This is a genomic window from Camelimonas sp. FR25 (assembly GCF_059740505.1).
In genome coordinates this window covers 1-20,057 of record NZ_JCAWFG010000010.1, presented here as the reverse complement: position 1 = coordinate 20,057, position 20,057 = coordinate 1, and the positions used below count along the sequence as shown (strand labels likewise).

Here is a 20,057-nt window from a genome sequence, read left to right as displayed (position 1 = left end):
GACGGCGCGGCGTCAGGCGCGAGACGGATTCGCTTTGCCCACAGAATGCTATGAGTCACACTCAGTTGTGGAACGCGATCACGCGATGCCTCGCGTAACCAGGCTACCGCAGCGGCGAGACCTGCTTCGGACAAAAAGCAATGGAGGAGCGCACATGATAAGATACACCCGTCTCTCATTACTGTTGGTGACCGCAGCGCTTGGGCTGGGCGTCTTGCCTGGACTTGCGCTCAACGACGCGGTGCTGGCGCAAACCGCGTCGACGCCTGGCGTCACCGACAAGGCGATCCGTATCGGCAACACCATGCCCTACAGCGGCCCGGCCTCGTCGCTCGGCAATTCCGGCAAGATCATCTCGGCCTATTTCACCATGGTGAACGAGGCTGGCGGGGTGAACGGTCGCAAGGTCGAGATCCTGTCGCTTGATGATGGTTTTTCGCCGCCAAAAACTGTTGAACAGACGCGAAAACTTGTCGAAGACGTTCAGGTGGCCGTGATGTTCGCCACCATGGGCACGGCGCCGAGTTCAGCCATTCAGCGCTATCTGACCACCAAGGGCGTGCCGCACATCTTCCTGATCTCATCGGCGGCCAAATTCAACGATCCGGCCAACTTCCCGCTGACCATCGCGTTCCCGTGGCAGCCGCCTTACGCGACCGAAGCGCGAATTTATCTGGACCATATGCGAAAGGCCGATCCCAAGGCGCGCGTCGCGGTGCTTTACCAGAATGACGATAGCGGCAAGGAATATGTGCGTGGCTTGCGCGAGACGCTGGGCGCTGACGCCGACAAGGCGATCGCCGCCGTCGCGCCCTTCGAGGTGACCGAGCCGACCATCGATTCGCAGATCCTGACGCTGGCTGCCACCAAGGCCGAGGCGCTGATGATTCTTGGCGTCACGCCGCGCGCCTGTTCGCAGGCCATTCGCAAGGCATGGGAAATCGGTTGGCGGCCGCTGCGCTTCCTTGCCAGCAGTTGCATCAATCCCGAGCAGATCCTGAAGCCAGCGGGCATCGAAAAGGCCGAGGGCATCGTCACCATGCTCGCCTTCAAGACCGTGACGCCGGAGAGCCGCAGCGACAAGGGCGTCGCCGACTACCTCGCCTTCATGGCCAAATATGCGCCGTCGATCGACCCCACCGACTTCTACGCCGTCTATGGCTATTCGGTCGCCGGAGCCATGCTCGAGGTGCTCAAGGCGGCGGGCAATGATCTCAGCCGCGCCAATATCATGAAGCAGGCGACCAATATGAAAGGCGTCACCCTGCCGATGCTGCTCGATGGCATCACGCTCAACACCTCGCCCACCGACTACCGGCCTTTGCGCTCGGGCTATCTGGCCCGCTTCAGCGATGGTCAGTGGCGGCCGTTCGGCAGCCTGCTGTCGGGACAGTGAGGCCGCCAGCACAGGGCGCGTGGCTGTGGGTTGGCGGGGCGGTAACCTCGCCAGCCCCGATTGATCGCCGTCGAGCAGGGGCGTGATGCAGTCAATCTCAAGCGGATGGCGTCGCTATAACCTTGCCTGATGGACGGGCGCCAGGGTGTGACGGCTGTGATGGCCGCGTTGGCGCTGACGTGTAATCGGGCCCCGACATGGGACCCGCCCTATGGGGCCTCAGGCGGCGGCAGCAGGCGCCGGGTGGCAGGCGCGTGCAAGGGGAGGGGAAGTCGGTTTCTGCCCCCTCCCGGCGCTGCGCTAGGCCGCTCGCTACAGCAACGCTTCAGGATTGTGAACGCAGCGCCCGTCGCGTCGCCACATTTCTGCGCAGTGTGGGACGTGGCGCCTCAAGGCTGGTCGCGCCACGAGGACTGTGACAGTTTCCCTGCAAAGGCGGCGGTCGCAGAAATGCGGGTTAAGCTGCGCTGTGAGGCGTTGGCCCGGCCGGAGCGGTGGGCGCCGCTGTTTGCAGCCTGGCATGGTGTGGAGCCTCTGGCTGGAACGTCGCGGACTGCCCTGCCGCCGGCCCCGCGGCGGCGTCAGGCGGCAGGCGGAAGCTACACATGAAGGTTGCAGGCCTTAACCGGCTGTGAACCATGAAAGGCGCCGGTGGGTCATTTTAGCGGTGTTTGGCTTTCGTCCTGAGGGTCAGTCAACGTATCGCTCATAGTTCCGGGCAATGGTTGGCGACAGCCGGATGCGACAGCCGGATGCGACGGCGTCGCCAGGCTGCGGCCAGGCAGGCTGGATGTGATTGATCGGGGGCGGGGCTGGTTTGTACAGCGCCGCGCCCGCCAGGCGCCAAAGGTGATGGCGCCATGGGAGCGGATGTGGCGGTGCGCCATGGGGCGGAGAAGTCGATGACGAGGCGGACGCGGGGTGGAGCCAAAAGCCCCCTGTGCAGACATCTGGTTCTGGGCCTGGCCCTGGCCGCTGGCGCAGCGCCAGCCTCGGCGCTTGTGCTGACGGCTGCCGCAGGCGAGGCGCGCGCCTTTGATTTCTTTGGCCTGTTTGGCGACAAGAAGCCCGTGCCCCAGGCCGACGCCGTGCCTTATACCGTCAGCTTTGAGGCTGACGGCCAGAAATCCCTGGCCAGCGCCATGCAGAGCGCTTCAACCCTGTATCGCTTGCGCAAGGATGCGCCGCCCGATGGCGCGGCGCTGGCCCAGCGGGCCGTCATTGATCTTGCGCCGCTGGTCGACGCCATGTGGGCCGAAGGCTTTTACGACGCCCGCGTCACCATCGACATCGCTGGCAGGCCGTTGCGCTTGCCGGCCAGTGAGGCGGAGCTGCAGGCGGCGGCCAACGCCGCCAACGCCATGCGCGGCCGTGAGGTCGTGCCGGTCAAGGTCACCGTCGACCCTGGCCAGCAGTTCATCCTGTCGTCGGTGAAGGTGGTGGACCGCGACGGCCGGGTTCGCACGCTTGAGGACATTCCCGCCCGCACGCTGAAGCTCGGGGCTGGCGATCCGGCCCGCGCTGGCGACATCCGCGCCGCCAGCGCCCGGGTGGTGGACTGGTATCGCGACCAGTCGCACCCGCTGGCCAAAGGCGTCGACATCTCCGCAACCGTCAATCACAACGACCGCACCATGCAGGCCACCCTGGTGGTTTCGCCTGGCCCGCGCGCGCCGATCGGCGAGGTCGAGCTGAAGAACGCCGGCAACAGCAAGGGCGAGGTCACGGTTGATCCGCGCGTCATCCGCTCCTTCATCTATCTGGAGCCGGGCGAGGCGTTCTCGCCGAAGAAGCTGTCTGACACCCGGCGCTCGCTGACCCAGCTGCCGATCATCGGCGGCGCCCGCGTCACCACGCCTGACCGGCTCGACGCCGAGGGGCGCATTCCGGTGTTCGTCAATGTCACCGAGCGCCTGCCGCGGGTGATCGGCTTCTCGGCGGGCTATTCAACCGTCGATGGCCCCAATCTTCGCGGTTATTGGGAGCATCGCAACCTGTTCGGCGGCGCCGAGCAATTGCGGCTTGAGGGCAGCATCTTCGTCGCGCCGCGCAATGACGGCACCCGCCGCGATGGCGTCGACGACATCAATGAGGGCGATTTCGGCGGCCGCTTCCGCGCCACCTTCATCAAGCCAGCGCTGGGCGGCAGCCGCAACGACCTGATTGTTGAGGCCATGGCCGAGCGCGACCGCACCGGCGGCGACCGCTATGGCGGCTACACCGTGCGCGACATCCAGGCCACAGCCTCGATCCGCCACCGTATCTCCGACGTGTTCAACGTCCAGGCCGGCCTGCGCGTCGAGCGCGGCCAGACCAGCGACGTGCTGTCCAATGTCGATTACACCCTCGTCGGCCTGCCGATGTCGGTGACCTATGATTCCACCGACAATCCCATCGACGCGACGCGCGGCTTCAAGCTCACCGGCACGGTGACGCCCTATCCCGCTGCGCTCGGCTCGACGGTGAATTTCACCGAGGCGAAGGTCACCGCCTCGACCTATTACGCCATCGACGAAGACGCCCGTTATGTCCTCGCTGGCCGGGTGACGCTCGGCATGCTCGGCGGCCCTGGCCTTAGCCAGATCCCGGCTAACCACAGGTTCTATTCTGGCGGCGCCGCCTCGGTGCGCGGCTATCGTCTGGCGTCGCTTGGGCCCACCGACCCGCGCACCGGCTTTGTCGTGGGTGGGCGCAGCCTGTTCGAAGTCAGCCTCGAGGCGCGCATCAAGGTCACCGAGACCATTGGCGTCGTGCCGTTCTTCGACGCCGGCAACGCCTTTGAGAGCACCACTCCGCATCTCAAGGACAAGCTCTATAAATCCGCCGGCCTCGGCCTGCGCTATTACACGCCGATTGGCCCGATCCGGGCCGATTTCGCCATGCCGCTCGACCGCCGCAAGGGCGACCGGCCTGTCAGCATGTATATCAGCATAGGGCAGTCTTTCTGATGAGCGCGGTTCGCCACTCCCGCCCCCGGCTGCGCAATCTGCTGCTGCTGGTTCCGGCCCTGCTGCTGACGCTGGGCGCGCTGGCCTATGTGCTGGCGCCCCAGGGCGTGCATTCCGACGACGCCGAGCGCACCGTGCTGGGCGATCTGATCTCACGCATGCTGTCATCCGACAACGCCCAGGTGTCGGTGGGGGCGGTGGACGGCGCGCTGTCGTCGGACGCCACCATCCGCAATGTGGTGATCTCCGATCGCAACGGTCCCTGGCTGAGGCTGAATGAGGCGCGGCTGATCTGGCGACGGCTGGCGCTGTTGTCGGGGCGGCTGGAGGTCGACCGGCTGGAGCTGGGCAAGCTCGAGGTGTTGCGCCGGCCCGTGCCCGCCGAAAGGGAAGTGGCCAGCTCTGACGAACCCTTGCTGCCGCAGTTGCCAGTTGAGGTGATCATCCGCGCCTTCCAGCTCAAGCAGCTGGATCTGGGCGCCGATGTGATCGGCGTCGCCGCCCAGATCGGCGTTGATGGCGAAGCGCGGCTTGGCGATCCCGCCCAGGGGCTGAGCCTGCGGCTGGACGCCAAACGCCTCGACCAGCCCGGGACCATCGGCGTGGCGCTGGCCTTCACGCCGTCAGACAAGAACCTCAAGCTGGCGGTGACGGCTGATGAGCCGGCCGGCGGCATCGTGGCGCGGCTAGCGTCAATTCCCGGCCTGCCGCCGCTGCAGCTCGAGCTTGGCGGCGAGGGGCCGCTCGACAATTTCGTCGCCAATCTCAAATTCAATGGCGGTCCTGACCTCACTGCCTCCGGCAAGGCGATGCTGACCCGTCAGACCGAGGCCGACGCACGCAACACCGGCGGCGGCCGTGAGCTGAAGCTCGACATGGCCGCCCGCATCTCCGGCGTGCTGCCTGCGCCTTTGGCCCCGGTGTTTGAGGGCGACACCCGCCTTGGCGGTCGCATCCTGTTCAACGCCAATGGCACGCTGGGCGTCGAAGATCTCGGCGTCACCGCCCGCGCCGCCCGCCTCAAAGTCAATGGCGCGGTGGATACGGCGAAGAACATGGACTTCTTTGTCGCCGCCAGCGCCGTGCCCAATGACAATGGCGTGCTGAAAACCGGCGACGCCGAAATCGGCAAATTGGCTTTTGGAGCGCGGATCACCGGCCAGCCGGCGATGCCAACGGTCAAGGCGACGCTTGATCTGGCCGAGGCGCGTCTGCCCACCGGGCGCATCGCTGCCGCCAAGGCTACGCTTGATGCGGCGCCGACCGGCGTGATCGGCCAGCGCGGCACGCGGCTCAACGTCAGCGCGGACGCCAGCGCCAGCGGCGTCGCCCTTGCCGACAAGGGCCTGAACGCTGCGATCGGCGAGCGGGTGACGCTGACCCTGCGCGCGGCGCTGGGCCGCTATGGCACCGCCCATGTCGATGTGTTCGAGCTGAAGACCGGCTCGGCCACGGCGCATTTCACTGGCGTTGCCGGCGCGCGCCGCATCGACGGCGTGCTGACCGCAGGCGTGCCGGAGCTGGCGAAGTTGCGTCAGCTCACCGGCCTGCGCCTCAGCGGCGCCGTCGACGTCACCACCAAACTGACCGGCCAGCCGCGCTTCAACCGGGTGCGCGCCGAGGTCGATGGCCTCGCCAAAAATCTTGGCGTCGGCATAGAGGCTGTCGATGGCCTCAGCGGCGGCCCGCTCAGGCTGACCGGCGCCGTGGAGACCGCGCCGCGCGGCGGCTTTGGTTTCGACAATCTGACCCTTGCCGGTGAGCGCGCCACGCTGCGTATCAACGGCCAGGCCAGCGAGGACCAGTCGGCGATCGAGGCGGTGGCGAGCATCGCCGACCTGCGCTACGCCGACCGCCGCCTGAGCGGCAAGGGCGAGTTGCACGCCGAACTCACTGGCCCGCTCACCCGCCCCAACGCCGCCGCCACCCTGACCCTGCGCGACGGCGCCATGTTGGGACGGCCAGCGCCGCTGTTGCAGCTGGTGGCTAAGGCTGAAGACCTCACCGGCGACCTCAAGGCGACCGCCACCCTGTCTGGCGACATCGATCGCAAGCCGCTGCGGGGCGCCGTCAATGTCGCCCGCGTGCCGGGCGGCGGCTGGAGCGTCGACGGGCTCGACATGGCCATTGGCTCGGTGAGCGCCACAGGCGCCGTCAAACTTGACGCCGACAATCTGGCCAGCGGCGCCGTGTCGATCCGCGCCGCCAATCTCGACGACGCCTCGGCGCTGGCGCTGCGCCGGCTGGCCGGCCAGCTCGACGCCGATCTCAAGCTGTCCGCGGACGGCGGCGCCCAAGACGTGGCCATCAAGGCCTCGGGCGCCCGCATCCGCATGGACGCCATCGCCATCGACCGGCTGACGGCTGACCTGACCGCCGTGGACGTGCGCCGCCGCCCCGCCGCCAATGGCTTCATCGCCATCGACAACGCCATGATCGGCAGCCAGGCCCTGTCGAAGACCCGGCTGGAGGCGCGCAACGCTGGCGCGGCCACCGACATCACGCTGCAATCGCTGGCGGCGGGCTTCAACCTCGACGGCAAGGCGCGCCTTACCCCGGGCGAGCAGACGCGGCTCGACGTCTCCAGCTTCACCGCCCGGCGCGGCGCGCGCCGTCTCGGCCTCGCCGAACCCGCCAGTTTCGTGCTGGGCGATGGCGGCGTCGATATCCGCAAGCTGACTCTGGCGCTTGAGCAGGGGCGGCTGAGCGTGCAGGGCAAGGCCGGCGCCGAGCTCGACCTCGCCGTCAACGCCCGGGCCATCCCGCTGTCGGTCGCCGACATCTTCGTCCCCGGTCTCGGCCTCACCGGTCAAGCCGAGGGCTCAGCGACGGTGCGCGGCGCCTCGCTGGCCCCCAGCGGCCAGTGGAAGCTGGCGCTGACCCGGGTGTCCGCCGCCGCCGCCCGTTCGGCCGGGCTGCCGCCGGTCACCGTCAACGCCAGCGGCGTGCTCAATGGCGAGGGGCGCACCAGCCTCGACGCCAGCATCAACGCGCCCCGGGTGCTCGATCTGCGCATCACTGGCAGCGCGCCGCTTGACGCGGGCGGACGCCTCGACATTGGCGCGCGCGGCCGGGTTGATCTCGCCGTGGCCAACGCCCAGCTGGCGCCCGCGGGTCGCCGCCTGACTGGCGGCGCCACCGTCGACGTCCGGCTCGCCGGCACGATCAGCAACCCGCAGATCACCGGCGGCGTCAATCTCGCCAATGGCGCCTTCAGCGACGCGGTCACCGGCGCCAAGCTGGAGCGCATTGGCGGCCAGATCACCGCCAATGGCACGCGCATCGTCATCCAGCGCATCAGCGCCACGACGCCAAATGGCGGCACGCTTAACATCAGCGGCGACGTCAATGTCGATCCGGCGGCAGGCTTCCCTGGCAATATCCGCATCACAGGCGCCAATGCGCTGCTGATGAATGACGGCACCGCCCGCGCCGCCGCTGATCTCAATCTGACCCTCGCCGGGCCACTGGCCTCGCGTCCGCGCATCGGCGGCACGGTCGGCGTGCGCAATCTGACCATCAACGTGCCGAACCAGATGCCTGGCTCGCTGCGGCCCCTGACCAATGTCCGGCAGATCAATCCGCCGCCGCAGGTCAAGGCCAGGCTGGCGCTGGAGCAGCGAGCCACTCGCGAGGGCGGTCGCGGCGCCTTCGACGCCATCCTCGACATCGTGGTCAGCTCGCAGAACACCATCCGCGTACAGGGCAGGGGCATCAACGCCGTCCTTGGCGGCCAGCTGCGCATCGCCGGCACGTCCTCGGCGCCTGCGCCGACGGGCGGCTTCACCATGCGCAGCGGCAGTTTCGATCTCGGCTCGACGCCGCTGGATTTCTCGCGCGGTCAGGTGACCTTCTCCGGCACGCTCAGCCCCGAGCTCGACTTCGTCGCCGAGACGATGGCCGCCGGCGTGACGGCGCGGGTGCTGATCTCTGGCCCGGCTGGCGATCCGTCCTTCGAATTCAGCTCCAGCCCGGCGATGGCCACCGAGGAGATCATCTCGCGCATCCTGTTTGGACAGCCGGCTGGCGAGCTCTCCGGTTTCGAGGCGCTGCAGCTGGCGCAGATCGCGGCGCAGTTTTCTGGCAATGGCGACAGCGCCTTTGACAGCCTGCGCAAAGGCCTCGGTCTGGGCGGCTCGGATGTTGGCGCCGACGGCGACCAGAGCGCCCTGGCGCGGGCCAGTCGCGCCCTCGGCAATCGGGTGCGCATCAATTTCAAGCCTGGCGCGACCCCTGAGACCACCGGCATTGGCGTCAACGTCAATGTTTCGCGCCACATCCGCGTGCAGGGGCTGGTGGGGGCCACCGGCAATACTTCGGTGAATGTGGGCGCAGAGTGGGAGTATTGAGCAGCGCGGCGGCGCACGTTGCGCCGCCGTCAGGCGTCCGCCAGATGATCAATGCGCCTGAACACTGGGCCTTTTGCCGCCCTGATCCGGTTGTGGCCGGATGAGGCAAGATCAACGCCGCGCCGCCGTGAGGCCTCGCGGCGAAAAGCTGTCGTCGCATCCGCTTAATGGTTGCCGCGCCAGTTTGTTAAGATTAATGTCGCAGCACTTCACAGTTAGTTGAGGTGTCTGTCCATCGTGTCTGCTGACATTGGTCGCTCCGACGTGTGCGCGGGCGACGACATGGCGACAGGCGGACGTGGTGGATGCGGGGCGGCCAGCCAGGCCCCTTTTGGGAGCAGGACATGACTCGTTGGGCAGCACTGGGATTTGCCGCCGTCGCAGCCGCATGCGGCCTGGCTGCAGCCCCCGCCAGCGCCCAGCCGGCGATGGCCTATTCGCCGACCACGGCCACCTATGGTTTCCCTGGCGCCGGTAACCGCTACCACGATCCGATTGGCGCGCCGCGCAATGTCTGTTTCAGCGCCGCCCAACTGCACCGCTGGTGCCGCGTGTTCGTTACGCCAAACCCTGGCTCCTGCGTTTGCGGCACGGCCAATGGCGCCGTGTTTAGCGGCACGCTGATCACCGACGCGCAATTGCATGATTTCATCGGCGAGGACGCCAAGCAGGCGCATGTCGGCGCCAATGGCCGCCATCACGCCAGCCGCACCCGCAGCAGCTCCTACCACGGCTTCTGATTGACGGCGGGCTTGCCGACGTTTGGCGTCGTTTGCCTGGGGCAAGCGAGGCAGGCGCGAAGGCCCAGGCGCGCGGGAATGCTTACAGGCGCGCCAGTGGCCAGGCCGGCGGTGAGCGTGGCCGCATGGTCCGGCGGCGCAGCGCAAGCCAAATTGACAGCATGGGGATGTGTCGGAGGCGCTGGCGTCATGGCCGGCGCTTTATGCGTTAAAGGGCAGGGCAGATGCCAAAGTGCGGTGAGTACGGTTCCTCGCTCTTTGGTCACGCCCGTCCGGCGCCTGAGCATTTGAGGATGCTGATGCGTTAGCTTCCTCGCATCCTGGTATGGCCGCTCTCTTGGGCACGTTCCGGCCGGGGAGGCCTCCGCGCTTCAGGGGCGGCGCTCGCGGCGTCCTGGCTCCGCCAGATGTCTCCACACGCCACGCCGTCAGGTCTCCGCGCCACCTTGCCCCGTCAACTTGCCCCGTTAGCTTGCTCCGAGGCGTTACCCCGCCGCCTGGGGCGCAAGGTCGGGCGAGGCCGGGAAGGTCGGCAGCACGGTGTGAATCACCCCATAGACCTTACCCTTCTCGCCCCGCGTCACCGCGCCGGCGAGGGCGTCGAGGGTGCGCTCCAGCGCGTCAATATCCGGGAAGCTCGGATCGGCGGCGATGATGCCTGTGAGATTGACGTCGCGCGTCGCCTCGCCGTCATCGAGCACGATCTCTTCCAGCCGCTCACCGGGGCGCATGCCGGTGAAGGTGATCTCGATATCGACATTGGGACGCAGCCCGGCAAGCTCGATCATCCGCGTGGCGAGGTCGAGGATTTTCACCGGGCGACCCATGTTCAGCACATAGATCGACGTCGCCTTGGCCGGATCATCGATGGCGTGGAACGACGCCACCACCACCAGATCGCAGGCCTCAGGAATGGTCATGAAGAACCGCACCATGTCCGGGTGGGTCACGGTGACCGGGCCGCCCTTGTCGATCTGCTCGCGGAACTTCGGCACCACCGAGCCATTCGAGCCCAGCACATTGCCGAAGCGCACTACCACCAGCCGGGTGTGGCGGCCATTGGCCGAGACGCCGTCCTGACCTGCGCCGCGCGCCAGCTCGGCGTCCTTGGCCTGCACATACATCTCCGCCAGACGCTTGGTGGCGCCGAGGATCGACACCGGCTTCACCGCCTTGTCGGTGGAGATCATGACGAAGGCTTCGGCGTTGCAGGCGATGGCGGCGTCGGCGGCGTTCATGGCCCCAAACACATTGGTGCGCACGCCCTCCGACCAGTCTTTCTCCAGATAATGCACGTGTTTCAGCGCCGCCGCGTGATAGACCACATGCGGCTGGTACTCGCCGAGGATGGCGAACAGGCGGTCGCGATCGCGCACGTCGCAGATGCGGCCCATGGCGCGGCATCCCTCGACGCGGCCGAGATCTTCGAGGATGGCGTGCAGCGCCGGCTCTGAATTCTCGAGGATCAGGATATCCACCGCGCCGAAGCGCGCGAGGCGCCGCGCCAGCTCGCCGCCAATCGAGCCGCCGCCGCCGGTGATGGCGATGCGGCGATGCGCGGCGAGGCTGGTGATGGTCGCCTCATCAATGCTGACGGCGGCGCGCAGCAAAAGGTCTTCCATCGAGATCGGCGCGAGGCGGGCCGCCACATCGGCGGCGCCTGAATCGAGCCCCTGGGTGCGCAGCACCTCGACGCCGAAGCGCCGCGCCGTGGTCAACAGGGCGCCAGGATTGACCTCATCCGCCAGCGCCGACGGCGCCAGCACCACGATGGCGGGCGCTGCGTCCCGGGCGGCGAGGCTCTGCATGACGCTGGCCAGATCGCCGAAGCCGCCGAGCACGCGTATATCGCGGATCGACTGACCGGCGTCAGTTCCATGGCGGCTGAGCGCGCCCACCGGGCGCAGGCGGCTGAGGGCGCCCTGCTCAATGCCGCGCAAAATCGTTTCAATCTCAATGCCGGTGCCGAGGATCAGCGCGGCGTCGCGGCGTCGCTGCGGCGTGCCGGCGGTGATCTGCCGCTGCTTCAGCGCGCGATAGGCGACGCGCGGCGCCGCCAGCATCACCAGCTCCAGCATGAAGAACAGCACGATCCAGGCGCGGCCGAGATAGTTGCGACCCAGCAGGTCCGGGTGCGACACCACCGTGTCGAACACCAGCAGCGCCAGCGAAATGATCGCCGTGGCCTTGCCGATCTTGATGACGTCGGGCAGCGAGGTGAAGCGCCATTTCGACTGCGGCAGCCGCACCGCAAGGAAAGCGACGGCGGCGATCGGCAGCACGATGGCGATGATCAGCGGCAGGTCATGCAGATAGGCGCCAAGCCGCTCGCCCTGAAAGCGCAGCAGCACGGCCAGGGTGGTGGCGCAGGCGGTGACGACAAGGTCCACCCCCAGATTGAGCAGGATTGTCCTGATCGCGCGTCGCGATGCCATTGTGCTCCCCGGATCGGCCCGCAGGCCAGTCGTGTGCGGCGGGCCGCTGCCGCGCGCTCCGGCGTGACAAATCCGGAGAACACGGCGATTTCAGGTCAGACCCCTGCCGGGGCATGTGCGTGGCGCAACGCCCTCAGCGGCCGCGCCAGTCACGGAACCAGTCGACGAAACGGGCGATGCCCGATTCAACCGGCGTGGCTGGTACATAACCGATTGCGGCGGCCAGCGCATCGGTGTCGGCCCAGGTGGCCTTCACATCACCAGGCTGCATGGGTTCGCGGACGATCTGCGCCTTGCGGCCCAGCATCTGCTCCAGCAGTTCGATGATGTAGGGCACCTCTGTCGGTTTGTCGGCGCCGATATTGTACACCCGCCACGGCGCGGCTGAGCTGGCGGGCGACGGCGTCTCGCCGCGCCAGTCGGGATCAGGCGCCGCCGGCTGGTCGAGCACCCGCGTCACCCCCTCGATAATGTCGTCGATATAGGTGAAGTCGCGGCTGAGGTCGCCGTTGTTGAACAGCCGCAACGGCGTGCCGTTGAGGATGGCGTCGGCGAACAGCCACATCGCCATGTCGGGCCGGCCCCACGGGCCATAGACCGTGAAGAAGCGCAGCCCCGTGGTGGGCAGGCCGAACAGGTGGCTGTAGGCGTGCGCCGACAGCTCATTGGATTTCTTGGTCGCCGCATACAGGCTGAGCGGATGATCGACATTGTGGCCGACCGAGAACGGCAGCGTGCGATTGGCGCCATAGACCGAGCTGGACGAGGCGTAGACCAGATGCCCGACTGCGCCATGGCGGCAGCATTCGAGAATGTTCTGGAAGCCGATCAGGTTGGAGCGCGTATAGGCGTCAGGATTGACCAGCGAATAGCGCACCCCGGCCTGGGCGGCGAGATTGACCACCTGCTGCGGCTGGTGCTCGGCGAAGACGGCGCGCAGGGCGTCGGCGTCGGCGATGTCGATGGCGTGGAAGCGCAGCCCCGGCGGCAGAGCGGCGAGGCGGGCGCGCTTGAGCGCCGGATCGTAATAATCATTGAGATTGTCGACGCCGACGACGTTGCGCCCCTCGGCCAGCAGCCGGCGGCACAAATGGAAGCCGATAAATCCGGCGGCGCCGGTCACCAGAACAGTCGGTTGGCGTGTCATCCTGCGGCTCCAGTGGCATTGGCGCGGCGCGCCCGACAGACGGCGATCAACCTGCAGCGTGATGCAGACGCACGGCGCTGCTTGTCGCAAGGACAGCGCCGGGATTCAACCGTCTGTCGCAGGCGCTCATACCAGGATGCGACGATGCTGACGCATCCGCATCCTGCAATGCTCAGGCGCCGCACGGGCTTGGCCGGAACCCGATACGTCACGCTCATCGGGTTCGGGCATCAGCCATCAGGATTGTGGGGATCACGCGCGCAACGCAAGGACTGGGCGGCGCCTGCGTCTGCCGAGGCGCAACGCCATGCCCGGCGACGGGACCTGCCTCATGACCAGGGCTCGACCACGGGTCCAGCACGCGCGGCGCTCGCGGTGTCTCGCTTTGGCCGTGGCGGCGCGCGCTGCATGGCGTGGCGCCACCGTTTACCGGCAAACGTGCTGCATGACGTTGCGTATGGCGGGAAGAAAGTGCAGCCTTTCCACGCCGCAGCGCACGCAGGGCCAAACTCGCCATGCGTCGCCAAGGCGATGCCCGTCCGTGTCGGGGCCGACGCGGGCGCCGCGGACGGCCTGATTGGGCGGGCTACCGCATGATGGAGGACTTTGTTGTCGAAACGCGCGTCTCACGCCACGTCCGCCCCGTGCGCCACTTCCGCCCTGGGCGCCACTTCAGGCGCCTCTTCCGCGCCGGGCGCCACTTCCGCGCTGAGCGCCTCTTCCGCCCCAGACGCCTGGCCCAGCCGGCGGGCGCTGATCCTCGGCCTCGGCCACATCACCGCCAGCATGGCCATCGGCGAGGCCCATGCGGCGGCGCTGACCATTTCAGGCGAGGCGTTTTACCGTGAGCGCATGGCCTTGCCGAAAGGGGCGCGACTGGAGGTGACTTTGGCCGAGCAGGCGCGCGCCGACGCGCCAGCGCGGGCCATCGCCAGCGTTACCGTCCCGGCGGGCCCTGGCGCGCCGATCGGATTTAGCCTGACCGTCGACAGCAAAAGCCTTCCCCGCCGTCGCAGGTTTGTGCTCAGCGCGCGGCTCAGCGAAGGGCGCGGCAATCTGCTGTTCGCCAGCGCGACGCCACAGCCATGGCGCCCTGGCGCGGCAGGGCTGGTGCGCCTGATGCTCAATCGCGCCAGCGGCCCGGCCATGGGTGGCCCGGGTGAGGCGCAGGCGGCCCCCTGGGGCGCATGGACCGTTGACGACATCCTTGGCCGGCCGACGCTGCCCCAGGCGCAGCCGGTGCTGACCCTGAGCGCCGCAACGGCGCAAGGCGGCGACGCAAGGCGCGGCTCCGCTCCAGTCGTGCCCCCCGGCGGCGGGCGCGGTGAGGCCAACGCCAAAGCTGCCGACAGGGCGCAGGGCCCTGTTGCGCCCCCGTCGGGCAAGGGAGCAAGCGACACATCTGGCCGGAAGGCCAGCAGGACGACTGGCGCGGTGACAGGCAAGGGCGGCTGCAACGGCTTTAGTGGCGAAGCGCGCGTTCAGGGCGGTCGCCTGCGCTTCGGCCGCATGGCGTCGACGCTGATGGCCTGTGCGCCAGAGGTGATGCAGCAGGAGCAGCGCCTGCACCAGGCGCTCGGCCAGGTGCGCGCCTATCGCAGCGGGCCAGGCCCAGGCCGGACCCTGTTGCTGCTCGATGTCAACAATCGCGTGGTGTTACGCCTGCGCGGCATGGATTAGGAAACGTTACGGCAGCCCATGCGGCAGCCATTGCGGCACAGCCTGTGCATGGTCACGCCGAGGCGCGCGGCGCGCTACAGCACCACCACGCCGCACAGTTTCGCCTTGTGCTCGGGCTCGACATGGATGGTCACCTGGGCGCCGGCGATTTCCTGCTTCAGGGCGCTTTCGATGCGGTCGCAGATGGCGTGGGCGGCTTCGACGGTGGAATCGCCAGCCACCACCAGATGGAAATCAATAAAGGTGACGCGGCCAGCCTGGCGGGTGCGCACGTCATGCGCCTCCAGCGCGCCCACCGCCTCGCGGGAGATCACCGCGCGGATCTGGCCCTGCATGTCCTCCGGCGCGGCCTCATCCATCAGCCCGCCCATGGATTCCTTCATCACCTTCCAGCCCGACCACAGGATGTTGAGCGCCACCAGCCCGGCCAGCAGCGGATCGAGCGCCATCCAGCCCGTGGCCACCGCCAGCGCCACGCCGATGATCACGCCAAACGATGACACCACATCAGTGAACAGATGCCGGCCGTCGGCGACCAGCGCCGGCGAACGCAGGGCGCGGCCCCGGCTGATCAGCACCCAGCACCACACGCCATTGATGACGCTGGCGAGGCCGTTGATCACCAGGCCTTCCATCGGCGCTTCGAGCACGCGCGGCGACTGAAACCCGACCCACGCCTCACGCAGGATCAGCAGCGCCGCGACGACGATCATCACGCCTTCCATCACCGCGCTGAAATATTCCGCCTTGTGATGGCCATAGGGGTGATTGGCGTCAGCCGGGCGCTGGGCGATGCGCACGGCAATAATGGCGGCCAGCGCCGTGGCCACATTGACGATGCTTTCCATGGCGTCGGAGAACAGCGCCACCGAGCCGGTGAGGCGCCACGCCAGGGTCTTCAACCCAAGCACGACAAGGCCGACCAACAGGCTGCCGATCGCGATCTGCAAGGTCCGGTTCATGGCTCTTCCGCGGCGTCGCCGCATTGCTCAACCCCACGCCAGCCATGCCGGCGCAGCCTGAAAATCAGTAATCAGCCCCTTGCCGCTCCAGCGCGGCCCTGGCGACAGGGCGCCTGGCGGGAGGCCGGGCGCCGACGCCACATTGCCACGCGTCCGCGCCGCCAGCAGCCTAGGCGCCGGGACCAGCGCGACGGATATTACGCGCGGCGCGTGAGCGAGGGGGATCGCCCTTGCCCCCAGATCGCGCCGGGCAATGTGCGGAGTGTGGTAGGCCAGCCGGCGGCCTCAGGCAAGAATGATGTTTTTTGATGCAAATAGATTGCAGGAGCGATGTGTGGATGAACGCTGCCTACCGCCGCTTTACTCACGGTTGCGACTGAAATAATTCGCGCAAACTTTGCGGCGATGCGCAAAAATGTTGTGAGCGTCGCGTTTTTGTTACGCTTGCGCTGTGGCCCGGTCCGCGCCGTGCGACGTCGTTGCGTTGTGCAGGCGCCGGGCGGAGGCGGGCTGGCGCAGGTCGCCATCGTAGCGCAACATCGGCGTCAGGATGAACCGCGAGGGTCGGGCCAACAGGGGCGGACCATGACGATGACCGTGCAGGTGAAGCGCGTTTATGCGCCGGCAGAGCCACAGGATGGCGTGCGCGTGCTGGTGGACCGGCTGTGGCCGCGCGGCTTGCGCAAGGAGGCGGCGGCGCTGGATCTATGGTTGAAGGAGATTGCGCCCACCACCGCCCTGCGCCGCGACTTCTGCCACGACCCGGCGCTGTTTGATGCCTTTACGCAGCGTTATCGTCTGGAACTGTCGCAGAATCCGGCGCTGGCCACGCTGGAGGCGCTCGCCGCCAGGGGCCCGCTGACGCTGCTCTATGCGGCGAAGGACGAGGCGATTAATCACGCCCAGGTGCTGGCGGATTATCTGAGGAGCCGCGCCAGCCAGGGTAGCGGCCCGTCCGGCTGATCGTGGGAGGGGCCACTGCCCTGGCTGGCGCAGTGCACGAGGCCGCCGCCCTATCTGTTGCGGCGCCGAGGCGGAGGCAACCGCGACCTGCCAGGCGCAAGCGCGTTTCGGTCTCCTCACCTCCGGCCGATTTATGCTGAAAGGCAGATGCGATCAGCCATCGCTCCAGGTGATCTGCAACTGTTCGCGAAAGGCGAAGCGCGCCAAATGGCTGTCGAGCACGCCCTTTAGCCGCTCTCGCGCCTCTGCGTCCAGGGCGGCGAGCCGCATGGTCAGCGTCGTGGGGTTGGCCGTCATGCGGCACTCCCCGGCGGGAAAACGGATGAAGCCGCTATCCGCCTCGCAGCTGGCTTCGACCTTGTGGCCGAAATGCTTGCACATCTGCTGCAGATATTTGCTGGCGTGCGCCGTGGCGACGTCAGTATGGGTGGCGAAGGGCGCTGCATTGTCATCGGTCATGCGCCCAGCATAGCCCTATGTGTTCCGTTGCGGAATATATGCGTTCTCGAGGCGCATCATACACGCAAAGCGCTAAGACGGGCGCGACGCCCGCGCCTGGGGGAGGCAACGCAGGCGCCCGCCACATGCCGGCGGCAGCTTCTTCACGCCAGCGGTTGCCTTCTTATGCCTGCGGCAGCTCTTTCACGCCTGCTGCAGCTTGCCCTTGCGTCTGGCGAAGGCTTCCAGCCCGGCCCGCGCTTCTGGCGTGGCGAAGACATTGCAGAAATCCTCCACCGCGACGGCGATGCCGCGCCGGTAATCGAGATCGTTCTGGCGCATGAAGGCGGCGCGGGCCATGGCGACGCCGGTGGCTGGCTTGGCCGCCAGCTCCGCCGCCAGCGCCATGGCGGCGCTTTCGAGCTGCTCGGCGGGCTCGATGCGGCTGATCAGGCCAAGCTCGCGCCCTTCCGCAGCGATAAAGGGCCGGCCAGTGAACAGCAGCTCAAAGGCGCGATGGCGGCCGACGATGCGCGGCAGATGGGTGAAATGGATAGCGGGCGGCAGGCCAAGGTCGATCTCGGGATAGCCGAGGCTGGCGTCTTCGGCGGCGATGAGAATGTCGCAGGAGATGGCGAGGGTCATGCCGCCGCCGCGCGCCGTGCCATTGATGGCGGCCACCGATGGTTTGCCCAGATTGTACTGGACGTCATACAGATTGATGTAGAGGTCCTGCAGCATGGCGCGGACCTCCTGCGGCGTCGCCTGCAGCATCAGCGGCAGATCAAGCCCGGCGGAAAAGCGCGACGCCACATCGCTGGCCAGCACCACCACGCGCACGGCGTCATCCGCAGCGGCACGGCGCAGCGCCCCCAGCAAATCCTGCATCAACCCCTTGGTCAGCGCGTTGACAGGGGGCCGGTGAAGGCCAATGCGGGCGACGCCATCGCGCACCCGATAGCTGATCTGGCCGCCTGGTTGCAGGCCATTTGTGCGACTGTCTGGGGTCTGGCGCCCGCTTGCATGGCTCATGCCGTCTCCTCCCGCCGGGGCCCTGGGCCCACATCTTGCGCCGCACGCGCGGCCTCATACCAAGTGCGGTGAGCGCGACTCATCGCACTTTGGTCAAGCCCGTGCGGCGCCTGAGCAATCCAGGATGCGGATGCGTCAGCATCTTCGCATTCTGGTATGAGGGCAGGGTACAGCAATTGACCGGGCGCACTATACCCGTCGGGAGTAGGCGCCCGGCGCGCGCCGCTTTGGCGGGACGCAACGCCAAAACAGCAACGGCGCCGCAATCGCGACGCCTTAGCCAGGGTTATTTCAGAATCCCAGAAGCATCACTAATGGGTTTCCAGAGTTCTGATCAGGTGCCGTCTCTGCTGGCGCAGCGCGGGCCGCCGGCCCCCGCTCAGCGGCCGGTGAACACCGCCGGGCGCTTTTCGAGGAATGCGGTGACGCCTTCCTTCTTGTCCTCGGTGCCGAACAGCAGAATGAAATTGCGCCGCTCGATGGCGAGGCCCTGGGTGATGCCAACCTCAAGCGCGGCGCGGGCGCTGTCCTTGGCCATCTGCACGGCGATGGGGCCGTTGCGCGCGATGCGCTCGGCGATGGCCAAAGCCCGGTCGAGGCATTCGGCATCGGCGACGAGTTCGCTGGCGAGGCCGGCGTTGAAGGCTTCGGCGGCGGTGATCGGGTCGCCGGTGAGCAGCATCTTCATGGCCTTCTGCTTGCCCATGGCGTGGATCAGCCGCTGGGTGCCGCCGCCGCCCGGCAACAGGCCGAGCGCCACTTCCGGCACGCCGAAGCGGGCCTTGTCGCCAGCCACCACAATGTCGCAGGCCAGCGCCAGCTCACAGCCGCCGCCAAGGGCGAGGCCGCGCACGGCGGCGATCAGCGGCTTGCGATAGGCGCCGAGCACATCGAACAGGCCGCGACCAAAGCCCTGCGGATCAACCACGTCGGCGGCGGTGACGCCGTCGAGGCCAGTGATGTCGGCGCCGGCGCAAAAGGCGCGTTCCGAACCGGCAATGACCACGGCGCGAACATTGTCGTCGCGATCGGCCTCATGCAGCGCTGCCATCAGCTCAGCCTGCAGCCCATCGCTCAGGGCGTTGAGCGCCTTGGGGCGGTTGAGCGTGAAGATGGCGGTCGTGCCGCGATATTCCTTGATGATCAGCGCTTCTGACATGGCGTTTCCCTCTGGTTTTGTGGTGGCCCTAGCCGGCGTCGGGCTCAGGGCATGAGCCTCGCACCCTGGGGCGAGCGCCCCATGTGCTTGCCGCGGCTCTTGAGCCGCGGCCTGCAGGCGTGTCCGGGCGTTGTCGGGCGTGCGCCCGCCGCAGGCCGTCGCCCGCTCATAAGTCAGACGCCGCAGCAACGGAAGCAGGCGTCAACAGGCGCGAGGCGCTGTGGACACGTGCGCCAGGCGCGGATGATCAGGAGGAGGTGGGCCCAAGCAGGCAAATGTCGCGATGCACGCTGGCGCAGCGCCAGCGCCAGACGCAACGACGCGCATACGCAAAAGCGCGGCGCCAAACGATGGCCGCGAGGATCATCCGTATCCATAAATGTCTTGAGAGATCACAGCGCCGCATCGGCGGATATTTCAGGACAATGCGGGATCCTGAAATAAATGGTCGGAGTGAGAGGATTCGAACCTCCGACCCCCTCGTCACGAACAAAACGCTCGGAAATAAAATAGCGTAAAAACAAATATTTAGCGTTGCCGTTCGACCCCTGTTTTCGCCATTTGTTCCGCCGTTTCATTGCCATTCATTGCCGTAAATCGGCAATGCGCATAAATGCGCGGTATTACATGAGGATGCGATGAAGATCATTGACATCAGGCCAAAGCCGCCAGGTTTCGGTAACACAATTGCGCACTTCGATGTGCAGACCCCGTGGGGTATGAGACTTTTCAATCTGAAACTCTCGAAAACACCTCGCGGATACCGGGTGTTTGCGCCGTCTGCGTTCGGCGCACCCGTGATCACATT

General features: G+C 67.2%; 12 protein-coding genes. 6 read left to right on the top strand and 6 right to left on the bottom strand.

The features are described 5' to 3' along the window. Positions 1-154 precede the first annotated feature (154 nt). From AC6A67_RS00855 to AC6A67_RS00840, 4 genes are all read left to right on the top strand, one after another. Positions 155-1,396 (top strand): ABC transporter substrate-binding protein, encoded by a 1,242-nt coding sequence (locus AC6A67_RS00855; RefSeq protein ID WP_498034627.1) that lies wholly within the window; start codon positions 155-157, stop codon positions 1,394-1,396. A gap of 860 nt (positions 1,397-2,256) precedes the next feature. Beyond that, positions 2,257-4,344, top strand: coding sequence for an autotransporter assembly complex protein TamA (locus tag AC6A67_RS00850; RefSeq protein ID WP_498034626.1), 2,088 nt, complete (start codon positions 2,257-2,259; stop codon positions 4,342-4,344). Beyond that, entirely contained in the window at positions 4,344-8,693 is a 4,350-nt protein-coding gene (locus AC6A67_RS00845; RefSeq protein ID WP_498034625.1) for a translocation/assembly module TamB domain-containing protein, read from the top strand. The genes AC6A67_RS00850 and AC6A67_RS00845 overlap by 1 nt, the downstream gene beginning before the upstream one ends. A 344-nt stretch (positions 8,694-9,037) precedes the next feature. Next, the gene (locus AC6A67_RS00840; protein WP_498034624.1) at positions 9,038-9,433 is read left to right on the top strand and encodes a hypothetical protein; all 396 of its coding nucleotides are present in this window, start codon (positions 9,038-9,040) and stop codon (positions 9,431-9,433) included. A 485-nt stretch (positions 9,434-9,918) separates the two neighbouring features. Here the strand turns inward: AC6A67_RS00840 and AC6A67_RS00835 are convergent, their stop codons facing one another. Both AC6A67_RS00835 and AC6A67_RS00830 read right to left on the bottom strand, forming a co-directional pair. Then, positions 9,919-11,868 (bottom strand): SDR family NAD(P)-dependent oxidoreductase, encoded by a 1,950-nt coding sequence (locus tag AC6A67_RS00835; RefSeq protein WP_498034623.1) that lies wholly within the window; start codon positions 11,866-11,868, stop codon positions 9,919-9,921. Between the two features lie 133 nt (positions 11,869-12,001). Next, on the bottom strand, positions 12,002-13,015 hold the full coding sequence (locus tag AC6A67_RS00830; RefSeq protein WP_498034622.1) for an NAD-dependent epimerase: 1,014 nt from the start codon (positions 13,013-13,015) through the stop codon (positions 12,002-12,004). A 609-nt stretch (positions 13,016-13,624) separates the two neighbouring features. On the opposite strand from AC6A67_RS00830, the gene AC6A67_RS00825 reads away from it, so the two are divergent. After that, positions 13,625-14,695, top strand: coding sequence for an META domain-containing protein (locus tag AC6A67_RS00825; protein WP_498034621.1), 1,071 nt, complete (start codon positions 13,625-13,627; stop codon positions 14,693-14,695). A 74-nt stretch (positions 14,696-14,769) separates the two neighbouring features. On the opposite strand, the gene AC6A67_RS00820 is transcribed toward AC6A67_RS00825, so the two are convergent. Next, positions 14,770-15,657, bottom strand: a complete 888-nt coding sequence (locus tag AC6A67_RS00820; protein WP_498034620.1) for a cation diffusion facilitator family transporter — start codon at positions 15,655-15,657, stop codon at positions 14,770-14,772. A 591-nt stretch (positions 15,658-16,248) separates the two neighbouring features. Between AC6A67_RS00820 and AC6A67_RS00815 the strand changes: the two genes are divergently transcribed. Continuing rightward, on the top strand, positions 16,249-16,620 hold the full coding sequence (locus AC6A67_RS00815) for a DUF488 domain-containing protein (protein ID WP_498034628.1): 372 nt from the start codon (positions 16,249-16,251) through the stop codon (positions 16,618-16,620). Between the two features lie 153 nt (positions 16,621-16,773). On the opposite strand, the gene AC6A67_RS00810 is transcribed toward AC6A67_RS00815, so the two are convergent. The 3 genes from AC6A67_RS00810 to AC6A67_RS00800 form a co-directional block, all read right to left on the bottom strand. After that, positions 16,774-17,079 carry a DUF2218 domain-containing protein gene (locus AC6A67_RS00810; RefSeq protein WP_498034619.1) on the bottom strand — a complete coding sequence of 102 codons (306 nt, stop codon included), beginning with the start codon at positions 17,077-17,079 and terminating at the stop codon, positions 16,774-16,776. A gap of 183 nt (positions 17,080-17,262) precedes the next feature. Next, on the bottom strand, positions 17,263-18,090 hold the full coding sequence (locus AC6A67_RS00805; RefSeq protein WP_498034618.1) for an enoyl-CoA hydratase/isomerase family protein: 828 nt from the start codon (positions 18,088-18,090) through the stop codon (positions 17,263-17,265). A 379-nt stretch (positions 18,091-18,469) separates the two neighbouring features. After that, complete coding sequence (locus AC6A67_RS00800) at positions 18,470-19,249, bottom strand: enoyl-CoA hydratase-related protein (RefSeq protein WP_498034617.1); 780 nt, start codon at positions 19,247-19,249, stop codon at positions 18,470-18,472. Positions 19,250-20,057 lie beyond the last annotated feature (808 nt).

What these genes read in the sequence shown, in the direction of transcription:
- AC6A67_RS00810 (WP_498034619.1), bottom strand. Translation starts at nt 17,079, where the DNA reads ATGACCGATGACAATGCAGCGCCCTTCGCCACCCATACTGACGTCGCC.
- AC6A67_RS00850 (WP_498034626.1), top strand. Translation starts at nt 2,257, where the DNA reads ATGGGAGCGGATGTGGCGGTGCGCCATGGGGCGGAGAAGTCGATGACG.
- AC6A67_RS00840 (WP_498034624.1), top strand. Translation starts at nt 9,038, where the DNA reads ATGACTCGTTGGGCAGCACTGGGATTTGCCGCCGTCGCAGCCGCATGC.
- AC6A67_RS00855 (WP_498034627.1), top strand. Translation starts at nt 155, where the DNA reads ATGATAAGATACACCCGTCTCTCATTACTGTTGGTGACCGCAGCGCTT.
- AC6A67_RS00805 (WP_498034618.1), bottom strand. Translation starts at nt 18,090, where the DNA reads ATGAGCCATGCAAGCGGGCGCCAGACCCCAGACAGTCGCACAAATGGC.
- AC6A67_RS00830 (WP_498034622.1), bottom strand. Translation starts at nt 13,015, where the DNA reads ATGACACGCCAACCGACTGTTCTGGTGACCGGCGCCGCCGGATTTATC.
- AC6A67_RS00815 (WP_498034628.1), top strand. Translation starts at nt 16,249, where the DNA reads ATGACCGTGCAGGTGAAGCGCGTTTATGCGCCGGCAGAGCCACAGGAT.
- AC6A67_RS00800 (WP_498034617.1), bottom strand. Translation starts at nt 19,249, where the DNA reads ATGTCAGAAGCGCTGATCATCAAGGAATATCGCGGCACGACCGCCATC.
- AC6A67_RS00845 (WP_498034625.1), top strand. Translation starts at nt 4,344, where the DNA reads ATGAGCGCGGTTCGCCACTCCCGCCCCCGGCTGCGCAATCTGCTGCTG.
- AC6A67_RS00820 (WP_498034620.1), bottom strand. Translation starts at nt 15,657, where the DNA reads ATGAACCGGACCTTGCAGATCGCGATCGGCAGCCTGTTGGTCGGCCTT.
- AC6A67_RS00835 (WP_498034623.1), bottom strand. Translation starts at nt 11,868, where the DNA reads ATGGCATCGCGACGCGCGATCAGGACAATCCTGCTCAATCTGGGGGTG.